Origin of the sequence: Paenibacillus sp. GD4 (assembly GCF_030846225.1) — a bacterium.
Classification (GTDB): domain Bacteria; phylum Bacillota; class Bacilli; order Paenibacillales; family NBRC-103111; genus Paenibacillus_G; species Paenibacillus_G silviterrae.
The window spans coordinates 197766-215743 of sequence record NZ_JAVCYK010000001.1; the positions used below are offsets into that span (position 1 = coordinate 197766).

Annotated in this window: 10 protein-coding genes; 4 read left to right on the plus strand and 6 right to left on the minus strand. The window is 52.8% G+C overall.

Going from position 1 to position 17978, the window contains the following annotated elements; translation table 11 throughout:
• Window positions 1-61: 61 nt before the first annotated feature.
• From RAC89_RS00845 to RAC89_RS00855, 3 genes are all read right to left on the minus strand, one after another.
• Window positions 62-1567 carry an extracellular solute-binding protein gene (locus tag RAC89_RS00845; RefSeq protein ID WP_306611167.1) on the minus strand — a complete coding sequence of 502 codons (1506 nt, stop codon included), beginning with the start codon at window positions 1565-1567 and terminating at the stop codon, window positions 62-64.
• 200 nt (window positions 1568-1767) lie between these two features.
• On the minus strand, window positions 1768-2619 hold the full coding sequence (locus RAC89_RS00850) for a sugar phosphate isomerase/epimerase family protein (RefSeq protein WP_306611168.1): 852 nt from the start codon (window positions 2617-2619) through the stop codon (window positions 1768-1770).
• Between the two features lie 31 nt (window positions 2620-2650).
• Window positions 2651-5239 carry an exo-rhamnogalacturonan lyase family protein gene (locus tag RAC89_RS00855; RefSeq protein WP_306611170.1) on the minus strand — a complete coding sequence of 863 codons (2589 nt, stop codon included), beginning with the start codon at window positions 5237-5239 and terminating at the stop codon, window positions 2651-2653.
• A 299-nt stretch (window positions 5240-5538) separates the two neighbouring features.
• Between RAC89_RS00855 and RAC89_RS00860 the strand changes: the two genes are divergently transcribed.
• From RAC89_RS00860 to RAC89_RS00870, 3 genes are all read left to right on the plus strand, one after another.
• Window positions 5539-6879 (plus strand): ABC transporter substrate-binding protein, encoded by a 1341-nt coding sequence (locus tag RAC89_RS00860; protein ID WP_306611171.1) that lies wholly within the window; start codon window positions 5539-5541, stop codon window positions 6877-6879.
• 145 nt (window positions 6880-7024) lie between these two features.
• Window positions 7025-9406 carry an AraC family transcriptional regulator gene (locus tag RAC89_RS00865; protein WP_306611172.1) on the plus strand — a complete coding sequence of 794 codons (2382 nt, stop codon included), beginning with the start codon at window positions 7025-7027 and terminating at the stop codon, window positions 9404-9406.
• Entirely contained in the window at window positions 9407-10942 is a 1536-nt protein-coding gene (locus tag RAC89_RS00870; protein ID WP_306611173.1) for an extracellular solute-binding protein, read from the plus strand.
• Between the two features lie 98 nt (window positions 10943-11040).
• Here RAC89_RS00870 and RAC89_RS00875 read toward each other — a convergent pair whose 3' ends face one another.
• Both RAC89_RS00875 and RAC89_RS00880 read right to left on the minus strand, forming a co-directional pair.
• Complete coding sequence (locus tag RAC89_RS00875; protein ID WP_483874678.1) at window positions 11041-12861, minus strand: rhamnogalacturonan lyase; 1821 nt, start codon at window positions 12859-12861, stop codon at window positions 11041-11043.
• Between the two features lie 43 nt (window positions 12862-12904).
• The gene (locus RAC89_RS00880) at window positions 12905-15265 is read right to left on the minus strand and encodes a glycoside hydrolase family 95 protein (RefSeq protein WP_306611174.1); all 2361 of its coding nucleotides are present in this window, start codon (window positions 15263-15265) and stop codon (window positions 12905-12907) included.
• Between the two features lie 184 nt (window positions 15266-15449).
• Here RAC89_RS00880 and RAC89_RS00885 point away from each other — a divergent pair, with 184 nt between their 5' ends.
• Entirely contained in the window at window positions 15450-16268 is an 819-nt protein-coding gene (locus tag RAC89_RS00885) for a helix-turn-helix transcriptional regulator (protein ID WP_306611175.1), read from the plus strand.
• Window positions 16269-16317: 49 nt separating this feature from the next.
• On the opposite strand, the gene RAC89_RS00890 is transcribed toward RAC89_RS00885, so the two are convergent.
• The gene (locus RAC89_RS00890; protein ID WP_306611177.1) at window positions 16318-17970 is read right to left on the minus strand and encodes an ABC transporter substrate-binding protein; all 1653 of its coding nucleotides are present in this window, start codon (window positions 17968-17970) and stop codon (window positions 16318-16320) included.
• Window positions 17971-17978: the final 8 nt, after the last annotated feature.

Below are 17978 nucleotides of genomic sequence, written 5' to 3' on the forward strand. Positions count from 1 at the left end.
ATGCCTCTCCTCCATATACAGAAGACTGTCAGACAAGTATGTCTATGGTCTTTCCTGCTGATTACTTCTTAGCCGCTTGGTACGATAAGGTAAATTCCTTCAAGATTTCATTGCCGCCTTCCGCCTTCCAGCGTTCCACTTCTTTACGAAAGCCTGCTTCGTCCATGCGACCCAGGATGAACATGTACGTGGCGTCCTTGATCCATTCCTGCAGACGAGCGCCCTTCTCGATATACGTTTTGGAATCGAGTGACAACGTTGGGTCTTGGATAAGGTATTTACCGTTATCGATTGTCAATTCCTCCGCCTTCTGCTTCACTGGAAGCTCATGATAGAACACCAGGCTGCTGATTGTGCTCGGCCCCCCGATCTGCAGGGATTGATATGGCTTGACTTCCTTGTCCGTCAGCTTCACATCCTGAACCGGCGCCACCTTGCCGTCCTTCATCGTATAGTGCTCGCCCTCCAGACCGCTGTAGATCAGCAGCCCGAGCTCGGGGGTCATCAGCTTGTCGAAAAAGGACAGCAAGCTTCTCAGCTCCGCCTCCGTTTTGACTGCCGATTTCGGGAACAGCACGGCATTGCCGAAGCCTGGTACCCCCCAGATGCCGTAGCCCTTCGGTCCGCCTTGAATAACATTTTGCACGTCCAATTCGATTCTCGGGTTAACCTCCGTCATCTTCTTATGCAGGCTGACCACGTCGCCCATCGAACCGATGTACATGCCGGCTTTGCCGGAAATCAACAGGTTTTGCTGATCGTTCTTGGAGGTGACAGGGAAATCCTGGTTCATTAAGCCCTCTTGATGCAGCTTTTTGAAAAATTTCATCGTTTCCATATAGGAGGGATCCATAAAATCGGCAACGATGCTGCCGCCGCTTACCGCAAATTGATTCGGCGTACCGAACCAGGACGCTACCGTTTTGAAAGCGCCGTAGACAAGATCGTTCCGATCGGCAAGCCCGATGGTGTCTTGGAGGCCGTTTTGATCCGGGTCCTTCTCCTTAAAGGCCTTAAGCATATTATACACGTCGTTAATCGTCTGGGGAGCCGTCAGGCCGAGTCGGTCAGCCCAGTCCTTCCGGTAAATAATACCCGAGCGAGCTGTCGGCGTTTCCTTATAAAGCGCGTAGATTTTGCCGTCAACAGCTGTATTGGACAACACCTGGGGATCCAGCCTTTGGAGATTCGGATAATCCTTTAGATAAGGCCCGATTTCCCAGAATTGATCATTTCGTATGGCATCCTTGAACAGAAGCAGCGAGGTCTGATTTTTCAGAAAGGCTGCTTTAGGAAGCGTACCTGTGGCAAATGCGGCATTCAGCTTCTCTTCATAGCTGTCGTCCGGCACCCACTGAATTTCCAGCCTTGTCCCCGTTTTCTCTTCAAGCAGCTTTTCGATGCGATCGGACGGCACTTCGGTAGTAAACAAATTCGCCATCATAGTAATGACCGGGGTATCTGCCGGAACGCTTACCGCAGCGTTTTTACCTTGACAGCCAGCAGCAAGGAAAGCCATAAGCACAGCGCCCGCGATGATCCTTACCGCTTTCTTTTTCCGACTCATCGGTTATAGCCCCCCACTCTCCTCGATTTACAAAGTTGAGGATAAACCAATATCAGGCATTTGTATATAATCCGATGATTGGTTGAATGCCGGGCTTTACAGAGAAAAGGGCCTACGGCAATGGCACCGAATAGGATGATTATCGGTGTTATCGCTGTAAACCCTTCCTTAATGAGGATAATAATCAGGGAATTGATTTCCTACAGCTTGACTTCATTCCATGTTTTGGTGAAGAAATCAAGTGAAGCAGGAAGGTGCTCTTCCGTGACGCCTTCCAGTGTAATATCGATATGAGGCTTGTACTGGCGGACCAGCTGGAGGAACAACGGGTAGTTGAGCAACCCGGTTCCGAGGCCTGTATATTCGAACCGGCCCTTCTCGTTTTCCTTGATATCTTTGGCATGAATTAATACGGTACGGGCGGCAAGCGCCTCGAACGCTTCCTTCATTACCTCGTCCTGCCTTACAATATTGTCCGTATCCATAAGGTTACACGGATCGATCAATACGCCCAGGTTCGGAGACGGAACCTCTTCCAGCATACGCAGCATGCCTTCCGTAGAATGAATGACCAGCGACGTCGCCGGCTCGATGGCCGCAATCACCCCGTATTTCTCCGCTTGCTCCGCAAGCTCCTCTACGGTTTCCCGCAGAATCGTCCAGGCTTTCTCCTTATAGTCGTTCGGGTAGTCCTTCAGGTATGTATCCAATCGGCCCGTCTCCGTAGCAACCAGTGATGTGCCAAAATCGCGGGCATAGCGAAGGTGCTCCTTAAAGCGGTCGATTTCGTACCGGCGTTCCGCCTTATCCGGGTTGATCGGATTAATGTAACAGCCCAGAACAGCCACCCGGACCCCATGCTTGCCGAATGTCTCCGCAACATGATTGGCGTAGCCGGGGCTTAGCTTGCCAAGACCGCTGTCCATATCGGCGATTGCCTTCGCTAAAGCCAGCTGAATCGAACGAAACCCGAAAGAGCCGACCTTTGCGGCCATTTGCTCCAAGGGAAGCTTGCCAAAATCATGAGCGCGAATTCCTAATTTCAAAGTCATGCGAATGTCCTCCTAATCTATAATGAAGCTCCTATACTATTTCGTCCCCGGGCAAGTAATTTCCTATCAGCTCGAGGCAAATAATCACATTCAGCGACCACTGTGCCGCGGTATTCGTCGACATCCAAGGAATTTCGCGGACCGGAGTGGCATATTCCCAAGGGTCCGGCGTTTTCGTTTCCATAGGAAACTTCAGCTGCCAATGCGTATTTTCCCCGAGCAGCAGCTGCCATGCCAAGTCCGCAAGCTCCTTATCCTGTTTCTTGGCAGCCGCGAATGCGACGAGCGGGCTCGAGAGCATAGGGATGCCCCAGTCCTTCCCTACAATCTCGCCATCGGTCCGGCGGGCCTTCTCCTCCTTCGGGAGATTATAAAATTCCCCGAACTCGACCACCATGTCCTCCCACTCCGGATCCTTGAGAAGATGAACCAATTCCATCCATACCTGGGCGCCGCCCATGCTCATCATCAATTGATGTCCTGAATTCTCGTTGCCCATGAAGAGCAGGTCGCCGGTTTTGGCGTTATAGCCGAAGGTCGGTCCGGTCAGAAGCCGATACGGCATGGACTTCAGGCATTCGATCCCTTTTACCATTTTATCACGGTAACGGGTATCCTCATAGCGCTCCCATCGCGTGGACCAATTGGAGCAGAACGCCGCCCAGTCAGGACCGGAACGAACGTGAGTCGGAAATTCATCCTTCGGAAAATAATAGCGCATCGGATCCAGATGCTCCACCGAGTAATCGGCGTCCTTCACCTCGTCCATCACATCACCGATCCGTTCGTCAGCCGTCAAATAATAGTACATCCGGTGCAGTCCGGCCATGGCAATCCGGGCCTCCTTGCAGCCGCAGCCCCAATGCAGGACATTATGTCTGGAGCCAAGACCGGCATATTCACCGGCATGATATATGTCCGTTTCACTTGTATGGCGCGTCATCGCTTCCGCTAAACGGAAGAAGTCCTCCTTGCCCGTACGAAGGAATACATACCAAAGCCAATAATTCGTGGCCAGCTCCGTATTCTGCCAAGCGCAGCCGCCGATATCGTATTTCCAGGTGTGCCGCACAGGATCGTAGCTGTGCATCACATCCCCGTAGTCCCAGAAGCCGTACCAGCCGCGCCGTTCTACCTCATCTTGGTAGAAGCGGACGACCTCCTCCAGCCCCTCCTCCAAATACGCTTTAAGCGGTGTACTGCGATCCGGCAGGCTCCATGGACCGAACACATAGGTGCTTTGATAGCGCTCCGGCGGACAAACGAGCAGCGAGGGAGATTCGTTTTCCTCCACGATTGATTCGAGCATCTTCGGCTCCGGGGTACTCTCGAAGCACCAAAGGGAAAGCTCATTGGTATTGCCGACACCGTACGGCGTGCTCCGCATTTCGTGAGCGCCCTCATAAGCTGACTCCACGTGCGTTTCCGTGTCATAGTGCCGCAAGTCCATCGCATCGGCGTCCGGTGACCACAGCCAAGCCGTGAGCTCCGCCTCGTCCTTCGACAGGTGGAAAGCTTCCAAGGACGAAGGGTATTTTCTCCAGAAGTGGCGCATCGTTACGGCCATCCCTCCGCTTTCGCTTCCCACGTAGCCAAGGCCGCCGGCCCTGCGCCCGTTCACCGCCTTGATCCAGCTGCAGCCCTCCTTCGTCCGCTTGGAGACCGCATAGGAATCCGCCGACAGCTGGGTCAGCTTGAATCCGTCCCATACCGCCGAATCGTCCAAAATGCCCAGAAATTTGGCATCTTCGTCGCTATCGAAGGAAACAGGAATGCCTCTCATTTGCTGTTTGTAGAGCTCCTCCACCTTCTCGCTCAGCCGCCAGTTCATAAGTCCCTTCGGTGATTCGATAAAAAAGCCCGTATCGCCGGCAAACCGGACATACCGGTTATACAACGGTCCTTTCATCGGCACTCGAAAGGCAAGGCCAAGTCCTTTCACATAATCTTGATGCGGATTCCCGTCATAAACAAAGGTATGGACGATTTTGATTTCAGGATGGTTCGCAAACAAATAGAAGCGCAGCGTGAACGGCAGCCATTCCCGCGTTCCCCCGGATAATCGATGGCGTCCGCTAACCTTCACGACCGCACGAATCGGTCCGTCCTGTTCCACTTCAACGGAAGCCAGACTGCTTTGAAACGGGATGCTCTTCCGCACTTCGAAGCCCTCCGTTTCGCTGCGATCCTCCCGAAAGCCGACCAGTCGGCCGCCGGAGCAAATGACCCGCCCCCCCATCACAATGTCGCGAATCAGCTCCGTACCTTTTTTTTGAAAACGGCACACCATACTTCCTGTATCAACTTCGATATATTCGGGATGATCGACCGTTCTCAATCGTTGCTCCGCTATTGCAGGTTTCCCTTTGGTAAGGGTATAGTTCTCGGCACCCTGTCCCTCCAGTACGGCGGCATGGGCTGACCACTTAATACTGCCGTCGGGCCAGTAAGCGGTTGGCCAGCTTTGAACGGGTATGGAGGCACCGCTGCTCGGATTATGTAAAGATAATTCCTCTTCTCTGCGTAACGAACCTTCCGCCCAAGGGACACCCCAAGTAGCCGCCGCGGACAAAGCCGGACGCTTCAACCAGTGCATCGGAACCGCTTCCTTAGAACTCATATGCCTTTCCTCCTATAGAACCCATCTTGGTTGACAACTTTGATTGAAATCACCTACCAATATAGTGACGTGCCGCCTTTCCGTCAATTGCACATTTTTGATCGGTACTTATTGGGGAGTAAAATCCGTTGGTTTGCACTTTTTTGTACGGATAGATGCCAATTATGAGCTGACAATGCATAGCGGATTTTTTTGATTTTGACCTGACAGTTTCCAATCAAATATGTCCGATTGAACAACGCCTTACCGGAAGAGTATGTTGAATGCAAGTACTTTCATTACTTTCAAGGAGGATTACAATGAAACAGAGAAACCAATGGGCGGTCCCCATCACCTTGCTTACGGCATTCACACTTATCGCGGGAGGCTGCAGCACCGCCGCACCGGGTCAAGGCAACACCGGCGAGGGCAAAGCAGCGGAAGCGAAAAAAAACTCGGAGCCGGCTGAGCTTGTGTTTTATTCCACGAGCCGGGATTCGGAGGAAAATTTCAACGAACGATTCGGCAATGCGATTCGCCAAAAATTCCCCCATTATACTATTAAGTACATTCAACGGGTTCCGAACAGTACGGATTTGCAGCAGCTCTTAACGTCCGGGGCGCAAATCGATATCCAATGGGACTCCATTGCATCGTTCACCGGCTCGGTGCTGGACAGCGGAACGGCTTTTGATATGAAGGATTTAATCAAGCAGCATAATATCGATCTCAGCCGGTTCGAGCCGAGCATCATCAGCGCGCTGGAGAAGATGTCCGGAGGAGGGCTTTACGGCTTGCCGCTATATAACGACCGGATGGCGTTATATTACAACAAAGATATCTTCGATAAATTCGGCGTGCCTTATCCTAAGGACGGCATGACCTGGGACGAGGTCATCGAGCTGTCCAATCAAATAACCCAAGAGGATGCGGGTGTCATCTATACCGGCTTGGCCGCCTCCATCAATCATGTATTTCTGGCCAACCCCTTCTCCTTGCCGCTTGTAGACAGTGCGACGAATAAAGCTACGATCAATAACGATACATGGAAAAAAATCGTAGATACGATGCTCGTCCGCCCTGCCGCAAGTCAAGCCTATAAGAAGAAGATCGAGCAGCTGAAAGGAAAGCTGCCGGATTCGAATACCTTCGTCAAGGAGAAAACCTTGGCCATGTATACGGCCTCACCTCTGCTGCCGGTCGTATTCAGCCAGGACATGGCTTCGTTTAACTGGGATGTCGTAACGTTCCCTGCGTTCAAGGAGCTTCCGGGGGTGGGCGCCCAAGCTTACCCGGGCATTATTTCCGTCACAAAGATGTCCAAGAACAAGGATGCGGCGATGGAGGTTATCAAATTCCTGACCTCGGACGAATATCAGACGGAAGCCTCGAAGAAAGGAAATATGACGGTGTTAAAGAACGAAGCCATTCAAAAAACGCTCGGTCAGGATACGCCGTACAAGGATAGAAACTTCAATGCTTTCTTCTCCAAGTTCCCGGCCATGGCTGAGAAAACAGTAAGTGAAAGCAAAGCTGCCGTCTTGGGGAAATATACGAAGGATGTTGTGAAGGTCATCAACGGCGAGATGGATATCAACACCATGCTGCGTACCGCAGAAGAGGAATCGAACAAGGCGCTGCAATCCGCCGCGGCGAAATAAGGCTGTTATGAGGCAAGCTGCACAAGCAGATCCGATATCTGTTTGTGAGGCTTGCCTTTTTTGTATTTGTCTGTAAGAATAAGGAATAGGTTTTATTTCATTTTGAATATCTTGTTATTATTTTGTTTCGTTCAGGGAGGAGCTTATGATTCCTAGCATGAAGCGGCTGTATATGCCGTTGAAATCGCTTTCGTTCTTCCAAAAGGGACATCATTTCAAGAAAAGCCTGCTGATCATCTTACTCGTCAGCACGCTTCCCGGCATCGCTGTCGCTTCTATCGTCTATTGGCTTGTAGGCGGCCGCGTAGAGCGGGAGCTCTATGAGCTTCATACCGCCCAAATCGCACGAAGAATCCAAGTACTGAACGATCAATTTACTCATTTGGAGCACTCGATGGTTCATTGGACGTTTGATCCGATGTTCCAATCGGCTTTGAATCACAAGGATTTTGTTAAGGGCTTTCAAGAAACGTGGAATATTTCAAAAAGCCTGATGGTTCTGCAGGGCTCTCACCCGCTTGCTTCCAAGATCGAGCTGTTTATCGACGGCCCCCAGCCGACGTTATTCAAACCGGATTATATTCCGATGTCGGAGGAAGCCGCACTGGCGAACTATCGGACGCTCTCGAATCAGAAGGACAAGGTATTCTGGTCCAATTGGTCTTCGGACTTAAATGGCTCCGAGCCGAAGCAGGTGACCTTAGTTCATAAAATTGCGTCGAATCAATCCCAGCAAAAAGGCACGCTCCTGGTACAGCTGGATAAGGATAAGATAACGGATTTGCTCAAAACGATGACTCCTTATCAGAACGGTCTTTCCCTCCTATTGCAGGAGGACGGAACTCCGTTGGTTTCCAGCGGAGAACCCCCTGCCTTATCCGGCATATCTCAGGCGATTACGGAGAAGCTCATATCACTGTCTTCAGAGCGGGACATGGAAGCGGGCTCCTTCCTCCTCGATTGGAATGATAACCGCTACACCGTAACCTTTGGAAAATATCCCAAGCTCAATACAAATTGGTATTATGTGACCGCAGCTCCGCTCCATGTCATCACGGATACGGTAATCTTCGTGTCCAAACTGCTGCTGTTCCTGGGCTGCGCCGTGCTGATTGTCGCTTTCGCACTGTCATGGCATGCTTCCAAACGGCTTTACGTCCCTCTGGATAAACTGGTTCGTCTGCTCTCCGGCGAGAAGCGCTCCCTCCCTAGGGACGAGGATGAATTCCAATTGATTGAAGAGCAATGGAAACATGTAACCTCTAAAACCTCGGAGCTTCAAACCAAGCTGGAGGAACAGCTGCCTGTGACGCGCAAAGGCTTTATGCTGCAGCTGGTGCTTGGCTACCTCAGCTCCTATACCGATAGCGAGCTGGTGAAACGAATGGAGCATTATGGCTGGACGATAACGAACCGCAGAATTCAAGTGATCTATATCCAGCTGACCGGCCTTGCAAACGTGAAAGATCGTTTTGCCAATGGAGATGAGTCTCTCCTTTCTTTTGCCGCAGCCAATATAATTGAGGAAACAACGGCGAAGTATACGGACCAGTTTGAGGCGATAGATTTTCAGGATGTCACCGTCGGACTGCTTCTCTTCCCTGCCCAAGTGCTCTCATCCGATCAGCTTCAAGCACTGATCCAAGATTTCACCAAAGCCGTCAATCGCATCCTCAAGCTTCAGATTACGGCGGCCGTTGGTCGCCCTACCCTCTCCCCCTCGCGGATTCCTTCCATTGTTGAGGACGCGAGACGCACGCTTCGATACCGAAGCTACGAGGCCGAGAACCAAATCCTTGAGATCGGCCCCTGGCATGAAACGCACGAGGACAAGGAAATCCGGTATCCGTTTCATCTGGAGAAGGAAATCATCCAATCCCTCCGCAGAGGGCGCGAGCTGGAAACGATGCAGTGGATCGAGGCGTTTCTAACAGAGCTTACGGCCAATGGCGAGATGAAAGACATCGATGTGCAGCAGGGCATGCTTCAGCTTCTTGGCAGCCTTCAGCATGCCACGATGTATGCGGGGTTCAGCCTAAAGCGCCCGGGTAAGGGAACAAACCATTTTGAACAGCTGGCGCAGATCCGGGAGCCGGAGAGGATGGTGGAATACTTGCGCGATATGATCGTCTTCCCCTATCTCGAGGGAATGAAGGACCGTGCCAATGATCAAGCCAAGCTGTTGGTGCACAGAACCAAGGACTATTTGTCGCTGCACTATGCTGATTTCGATCTTTCTCTGGAACGTTGTGCCGACCAGTTTGGAACCAATCCTTATTTTCTAAGCAGAGCCTTTAAGCAAATTACAGGACAGAACTTTATCGATTATGTAACGGAGCTGCGAATCTCAAACGCCAAGGATTTATTACTGAATACGGATTTGAAGGTACAAGAAGTTGCGGAGCGGTCCGGTTACCAGCAAAGCTATTTCAACCGCATATTCAAAAAGCTGGAGGGGGTAACTCCCACCCAGTTCAGAGAGGCCTATCAGGACCGCTATGAAGGCACCATGGGGGTGAAACCGTAAATGGCCAAGCGTCACCCGGCGCTGTATTCTTATACGGCCGGCATGCTCCTGCTCCTTACGGGTGTGATGACCGGCTGCTCCGGTCTGGAGACGAAGGGGATTGCCGCTCTTTCTGCCGACAGGATCCACGATGCCGCAGCACAGGCAAAGCTCAAGATTCGTTTCATGGTCCCTACCGGGCGCAGCAATTACCCGAGCGCGGACTCTCCCGTCATTCAGGAGCTCGAGCGGCGTACGAATGTCGATCTGGAGCTCGAATTCGTACCGGATCCAATCTATGACGATAAGGTTAGCATCAAACTGGAATCGCACAGTAAGCCGACCGTCATGGTCATGAAGGAGAAATCCGCCGCTTTCATCAAGGCTGCCGAGGCGGGCTTGTTCTGGGAGCTGGGGCCTTACCTGTCGGAGTTCCCGCATCTGCGTCAGTCGAACCGCACAGTACTGGACAATCTTTCGGTGAATGGCCGAATCTATTCCATCTATCGTTCCAGACCGATGGGACGTTACGGAATCGCCTTTCGAAAGGATTGGCTTGACAAGGTGGGCCTGCCGAGACCGACGACCGTAGAGGATTTTTACCGGATGCTCCATGCTTTTACATATCAAGATCCGGATGGGAACGGCGTCGACGACACCTACGGCATGGTGATCACCAAGTATTTCGGTCCCTTTGACATCATGGGCACCTGGCTGGGAGTTCCTAATAAATGGGGAGTCGATCCGCAGGGCCGTCTCATCCCCGCTCATCTCACGGAAGAGTACATGGAGGCTCTAAGGTTTTTTAAGAGGCTGTACGACGAGAAGCTGATCAACCCTGATTTCGCAGTGATGGATTCCAGCCGCTGGAATCTCCCTGTCATACAGGGCAAGGCCGGTGCTGTCATTGATGTATTGGAGCGGGCGGGACAAATCGAAACGGGGATTCGCAAGAAGGATCCTAAAGCCGACGTAATGGATGCGATTTCCGGAGCTGCCGGACCCAAGGGCCTGCGCCTCCTTCCTACGTCAGGCTATAACGGGATGCTTGTCATTCCGAAGTCCTCGGTGTCGTCCGAAGCGGAGCTTCGCAAGGTTCTCGGCTTCCTGGACCGGCTGAATGAGCCGGAGCTGCAGAGCCTGCTGACGAACGGATTGGAGGGCCGGCATTACGAGCTTGAGGGCGGGTATGTAAAGTCGACCAAAAATAATAGCGAGATCTTCGGATTGAATCAGATGCTGATGTATATTCCTGAGGAGCGATACCACTCCCCGCAGCCGACCCGGCTAAGGCAAACGTTCCCTGCCCTGATGCAGTCCAGCGAGAAGCACTTCGTGCTCAATCCTGCGGAGCCCTTTTCTTCAGAAACGTATGGTTCGCAGGGCGAGAAGCTGGATGGGATCGTCAAGGAGGCGCTCGTCAGGTTCATCTACGGAGAAATTGATGAAGCCGGGCATCGTGCGGCCATGGACAGATGGAATCAAAGCGGCGGGAGCGATTATATCCGGGAAATCAATGAGCAATACTCGGCTTGGCAGCAGAGAAAACTTCCCTGATATGGCTTGCTAAACAGGAATGCACCCCTTATCTTCGAATCGGACTCCGCTTGGGGCCGATAAGGATAAGGGGTGCATTTTGTATCGTATAGATCCGTCTATCGGGTTACATAAATCGATGGCTTCGGGGGCTGCTTCATCCCGTGCCCCAGAAAGAAGCTGGGATGCGGCGGCTGATTGTAGGCGACGTTCTGCCATGCTACGCTGAGCCGGTATACAGGGTCATGCATTAAGGTATGGATCCGGTGCTCCGTCACATCTGCGGTCGAGTAGATTCGTAAGGCAGTGCTGTCCTCTGTACGCCAGATGACCTCCTCTCTCCAGTCCCCGAACAGATCCGCTTGAAGACAAGGGTTTCCCTTCGTCCAGTTGTTGGAGCGGGTTCCCTCGAAGGTGATTAGGTTCACAAGCCGCTCATTCATGTAGTCCCACTTATCGATCCGGCCTACGCCGATCCCTGTCCCCGGATCAAAGTCGTGATCCAGAAGCTCACGAAGCAAATCCCCGTCCCACCATATCGCAAAATTAAAGGATTGCGGGGTGCGGTCCGATATCTTCTCCCCGGAGACGCTGTGCAGCCCGAAGCCGCCGGTTTTCCAGTTGTCCGACGCCCAAACCTCCGCTCCGTCATAACGCGGGTCAATATCCGCCGCCATCCCCCTGCCGATATCGCTGGCCGAAGGCAGCCCCCAGAGAATTTCTCCCGTCCGGGCGTCATGGACCTCGATGCCATGCTCCGAAGGATTCTCATGAACCTGGAACACTTCCAGCCCTTGCCGGTTCGGGTTCAAGCTGCTTACATGCATGGCATCGCCATGTCCGAGCCCTGTCGTATAAAGTCCCGTCCCGTCATGATCGATTACACAGGAGCCGTAGATGATCTCGTCCTTGCCGTCCTCATCGACATCGGCGACGGCTACGCTATGGTTGCCTTGTCCTGCATAGCCTTCATTTCCGGGCTCATGGCTGTCAAAGGTCCATACCTTCGTCAGCTCTCCGCCTCTCCAATTGTACGCCGCCAACACCGCTCTTGTGTAATATCCGCGGCACATGACCAGGCTTGGGCGTTCTCCGTCCAAATAAGCGACACAGGCAAGAAACCGGTCGACGCGATTTCCTTTGCTATCGCCCCAATCGGCGACATTTCCCCGAGGAGGCTCATAGAACGTTGTTGCCAGCGCCCTGCCCGTCTCTCCGCCGAATACGGTCAGGTACTCGGGGCCTTCAAGGATAAAGCCCCGCTCATTGCGGTAATCCGCCTCGGGGTCTCCGATGACGTTTCCTTCGCCGTCGATCGTGCCGTCCGCCGTTTTACAAGCGATTTCCGCCTTGCCGTCACCATCCAAATCATAAACTAGGAACTGTGTATAATGTGCCCCTGCGCGAATGTTTCTCCCCAGATCGATTCTCCACAGGAAACGTCCGTCCAGCTTATAGGCGTCCAAATATACATTTCCGGTGTAGCCGGAATGAGCATTATCATGTGAGTTCGAAGGGTCCCATTTGAGGATGATTTCATATTCGCCGTCCCCGTCGACATCCCCTACACTTGCATCATTCGCGCTGTACGTATAGGCGACGCCATCCGGTGAAATACCTCCTTCGGGCTTCTGGAGCGGGATTGTCGTGTAATTCGTATCCCACACCCCTACCGTTTCGGAAGGAGGCTGCTCGACGCCGCCAACCACCGCGCGAACCGTGTATTTGGAATCGGGCTGTCCTTCCGTATCCATATAATTGGTGCTAGTGGTAATAGGCTCGGAATTCACCCTTACCCCATCCCGATACAGATGAAATCCGATGTCCTCCGGCTCAGTTCCGAGCAGCCGCCATCCGACATATACTCCTGCATCCGCCTTCATCGCTACCAAACCGCGCCCGATCCGCTCCATTTGCCGTGGCTTGTGTACTACGTCCATTCCGAGCCCCTCCTCTTTACATTAACTAATCTCATGCTGAAGCTCAGCAATAAATTCGATATACGGCTCCCGCTTCGGTTAAAAATGAAATTTGCAGCGGGCCTGCTTCTTCCCAAGCAACCGGTTCGCCATCCGTTGTGACTTTGATGACCGTATGCTTCGTTCTAACGATACAGCGTCCGCCCGAACCCGACCGAATGGATGCTTCCCGCAATCGGCCTGCATCCCAGGACAGGTCGACCTCAAAGTTACCTCGTGCCCGCAATCCCTTAACGGATCCCTTCTTCCATTCTTCCGGCAGCGCGGGCAGCAGACTGATCTCTCCGGCATGGCTTTGCAGCAGCATCTCCGCGATTCCGGCTGCACCTCCGAAGTTCCCGTCGATCTGGAAAGGCGGATGTGCATCGAACAGATTCGGATAGGTGGATTTTTGCAATAGCGTCTTCACGTATTGATAGGCGTTAGCGGCATCCTCGAGCCGTGCGAAGACGTTGATGATCCAGGCGCAGCTCCAGCCGGTGTGCCCGCCGCCGTGCTCCAGTCTTCTCGCCAGCGATATGCGGGCCGCTTCGCTAAGCTCCGCATCTCGGCGAAGCTGTATTTCGTCACCGGGGTACAGCCCGTATAGATGGGAAATGTGGCGATGCCCCGGCTCTGCCTCCTCAAAGTCCAGGTACCACTCCTGCAGCTGGCCGTGCTTCCCGATCTTAAACGGGTACAGCCTCTCGCTCGCCTTTCTTAGCTGCTCCCGGAGCTCTGCGTCTTCCCCCACGATGTCGATTGCCTTTATACAGTTCGCAAACAAGTCCCGGATCAACGACATGTCCATTGTGGAGGCCATACTGATCGAGGCCTCTTGGCCGTTATCCGCAATAAATTTATTTTCCGGAGAGGCGGACGGACTTGTTACGAGGTACCCGGTGGCGTCCTCAACTAGCCAATCCAGGCAGAATAGCGCCGCTTCTTTCATGATCGGATAAGCTTGATTCCTTAGGAAATCCTCGTCGAGGCCAAATGCATAGTGCTCCCAAAGATGACGGCAGAGCCACGCCCCGGCCATCGGCCAGAACGCCCATTTGGGGTCGCCTCCTTCTTCCCCGACCGGGTTGCTGAGCCGCCAAAGATCCGCGTTATGGTTAGCCGTCCAGCCGCGGCAGCCGAAGCTCGTTGCCGCCGTCTTGCGACCTGATTGGCTTAGCTCGCGAATCATCGTAAATAAAGGCTCATGACATTCGCTTAGGTTACCGGTTTCGGCAAGCCAGTAATTCATCTCCGTATTGATATTGGTCGTATAGTTGGAGCTCCAGGGCGGCCGAAGCTGCCGATTCCAGATGCCCTGCAGATTGGCCGGCTGCGTACCCTCCCGGGAGGAGGCAATCAGCAAATATCGGCCGAACTGGTAGAAAAGCGCTGCCAGCTGGGGGTCATCCGAGCCATGGCGAAATCGGTCCAACCGTTCGTTGGTCGGCAGATGGGCAGCCTCTGTGATGCCGAGATCAAGCTCTACCCGGTCGAATAACGACCGGTGCTCCTCTTGATGCCTAAGGTACAGCTCGGAATAGGTCATAGAGAGAGCGCGTTGTAACCTTTCCATACACTGGGCTCTTAGCCGATCATGTCGGTCCTCCGCCGTCAAATCGGGATACGATGTAGCCGCCGTTATAATCAATAGCGCGGAGCTCGTATCGTGTATCTCAACATGAGTTGCGTCATTCGTTACAACCGCTCCCTGCTCAATATGTACATACAAATGAAGCTCAAGCTCCACACTGGGCCGATTCTCATAGCGAACAGGATTCTCGATATGCCGGCGATAGTTCGGCTCCACATGGGTCGGGCATTTGGCCTTCAGTACGAGATGACGATCGGAAAGACGTTCGATGCTGTGCTCAAGCTGCGAATCGAGCGAGGCTGAGAATCGAAGCGTCGGTTCGCTGCAGGAAAGCCTTACGGCCAAAAGCTGCTCCGGCGCGCTGGCGAATACCTCCCGACCGTACTTCCGCCCTGCTTGCTCATATTCCACTTGGGCTGTGGCATTTCGCAAATCGAGCTTCCGCCTATAGGATGTGACGGCTTCCGTTCCATGGAAGTCGATATGCAAATCCCCCAAGGGCAGAAATGATTGCGTATACGGTCCCTGCACCTCCTGCGCGATGATTTTCTCCGCTTCCACGAATTGCTTCTCGGCGATAAGCTTCCTTACCCGATCCAAACCGGCAAACGGACGGTCCATCTCCTCCCTACCCGGAGGACCGGACCATACCGTATCCTCGTTCAATTGGATGAGCTCCTTTTGCGTACCCCCGAACATCATACCGCCCAGCCGTCCGTTTCCTATAGGAAGAGCTTCCTCCCATACTTCAGCCGGCTTGTTATACCAAAGCAGCAGCTCCTGTTGGTTCATATTAAATGGATGGCTCCTTTCTTTTGTTCCATTGAATCAGTTATAAGAATATATTAAAGTAAAACTAGCATACACACAGCCCTTGATAACCTTTGTTTCTCTACCATCGTAAGGCGTTTCCATGGCGTTATCAATCCGAAATATTTCGTATTCTATTGATTTTTGAAACGATAAGGAGAACGCGATGAGGCAATTTATTGTTCCTGTCATAACGAACCGGTCGCTGCTGCCTGTGTATTTATATAGCGTCGGGGGAATGGAGAACCAAATCCCGATCCATCGCCAGCACGGCTATACGGAGTTTATATGGCTTCATACGATTCAAGGGAAAGGCCGGCTGCTGCTGGACGCAGCGGAATATGTGCTGGAACCGAATATGGGGATGCTGATCTACCCCGGAGTCGCGCACAAATACCATTCGCTCGAGGAGCCATGGGAAACCCACTGGATCGCCTTTCACGGTTTCGGGATACGGCCGCTGCTGCAAAAGCTTCTCATGACGAAATCCAAGGTATACCGTTTGCAAAACGCACAGCTTCTGGAAAGGCACATTCATGACATTTTTACCGCCGCCTGCAGCAAGCATCACGATATCGGCTTGAACACCACCGGGAAGCTGTACAACTTTCTCCTGGATTTGCCGAGCTGCGTCGTGGATGAGCGAACTCCCGCCAATACGGCAGCCTACAGTCTCTTGAATCAAGTGCAGGAGTATATGGAGCAGCATTACGACAGGAATATCTCTCTGAGCGAGATGGCCGGCGCCGCAGGGATTTCTCATCAGTACTTATGCCGGATTTTTAAACAGACGATGCAAATGACCCCGACCGCCTACCTGACCAAGCTTCGCTTGCAGAAAGCGAAGGAGCTTCTGCTTGAGAGGGACGTCACCATTACGCAGGCCGGCAGGAGCGTAGGGTTCTGGGATACCAGCTATTTTTGCGCCGTCTTCAAACAGCACGAAGGGATCACCCCCTTGGACTACAAACGAAATTACCGCTAGATAAAAAAGCTCCCCGAGTCACGATGGCTCGGGGACAAGCTGACTAAGGCTACTTTTTCTTAAACTTTGCATCGTAGGCTTGCTGATAAATATCCAAATAACGCTTCAGATTCATATTCTCCAGATTCTTTATATATCCGTCCCAGCCCTTGTCGAGATCAACATCTCCTGTCACGAAGCGGGCAATCATTTCTTTCACATGATCATTGATCACCTTATCGAGATCCGCCAGCTCGGAGGCCTGATCAGAGGTAAAGAACAGGGGCGGCAGCACTTGATCAAGCGATACCTTGTAGGGCTCCATCTTTTCCTTCGTCTCCTTGTACAGCGTTGGCTCCAGAGGCTGGTCGGGGCTCGCCACCTCCCCTAAGCGGAAGTCGCTCGTGCGGTAGCTCGGTCCGGTCTGGCTCCAATGGACATTCTGGATCTGTCCCCAACCGACGAGCTGCTTCCAAAGCGCCGGCTTGCCGTTAATGCCGATTTCGTTTTTCTCCGCCATCCGCACCTCTTGCCCGATCCTGCCGTGGATGGAACGCAAGGTTACTTCTTGATTGTACATATAGTCTGCCAACCGGAAGGCAGCCTCCGGATGTTTCGCCGACTTGGTGATCACGTACTGGCCGTTGCTTACGGCGTAGGGATTGTAAGCGGCGAGCCGCACCCCCTTCGGTCCTTTCAGCGGCGGTACGGCGACATATTCCAGCCATCGACCGCTCTTGCCGTTCAGCGTAGCCAGCGTTCCCATATTATGACCGGACGAAGCCCCCAGAATCGGTACCTCGCTCTCCCCCATCTGCTTTAGCTGATTGGCGTCCTGTGTGAACGAGAGCGGACTGATAAGGCCTTCCGCATACAAGCTTCGGAGGTATTTCAGGCCCTCCTTGAACTCCGGCTTATTAAAGGACACATCTACCTTGCCGTTATTCAGCAATAGCCTCTTATCCGCCGGGTTATAAATGAAGGAATTCATGAGGAAGGAATCGACCCCGTCGCGGAAATTAATCGGATTACCGGCCATCGGGATTTCGTCGGCCTTGCCGTTGCCGTTCGGATCCTTCGTTTTGAACGCCTTCAGCACCTCGCGGAATTCCTCCGTCGTTGTCGGCATGGCGAGCCCAAGCTTATCGAGCCAAGGCTTGTAGATCCACATTCTCTGGGACAGGAAGCAATGGTAGCATTCGTTGACCTGAGGCAGCGCATAAATATTGCCGTCCGGGGCTGTAATCAAATCCTTAGCGCTCGGCGTTTCCTGGAACATCCGCTTCGTCTCGACGCCGTATTCCTCAATCAGCTTGTTCAGCGGGAGAAAGACGCCTTGGGTGCCGAAGATCATCATCTGTGTCGGGGACACGCCGAAGCCCATGATCACATCGGGATATTCCCCGCTGGAGAGCACCAGGTTCAGCTTTTCCGTCGCCGACTTCTCGGGGGCAACCTCCCAGTCAATGTGGATGTTTGTTTTTTCCTCCAGCCATTTCGTAAATTCGTTCGTTGCAAAGTCCTCTACCGAGCTGTTGCCTCGTACAAGTACTTTGAGCGTGACCTTCTCATTCACAATGGGCAGCTGACCTGGCGGAGTGATCGCCGTTTTTCCTTTCGCATCGCCCGAATCGCCCCCTTGGCCCGAATCCGATGAACAACCGCTAAGCACCGTGACAACGGCAAATACAAGGGCAACCAAAAGCACAGACCACTTTTTCAATGGAACCC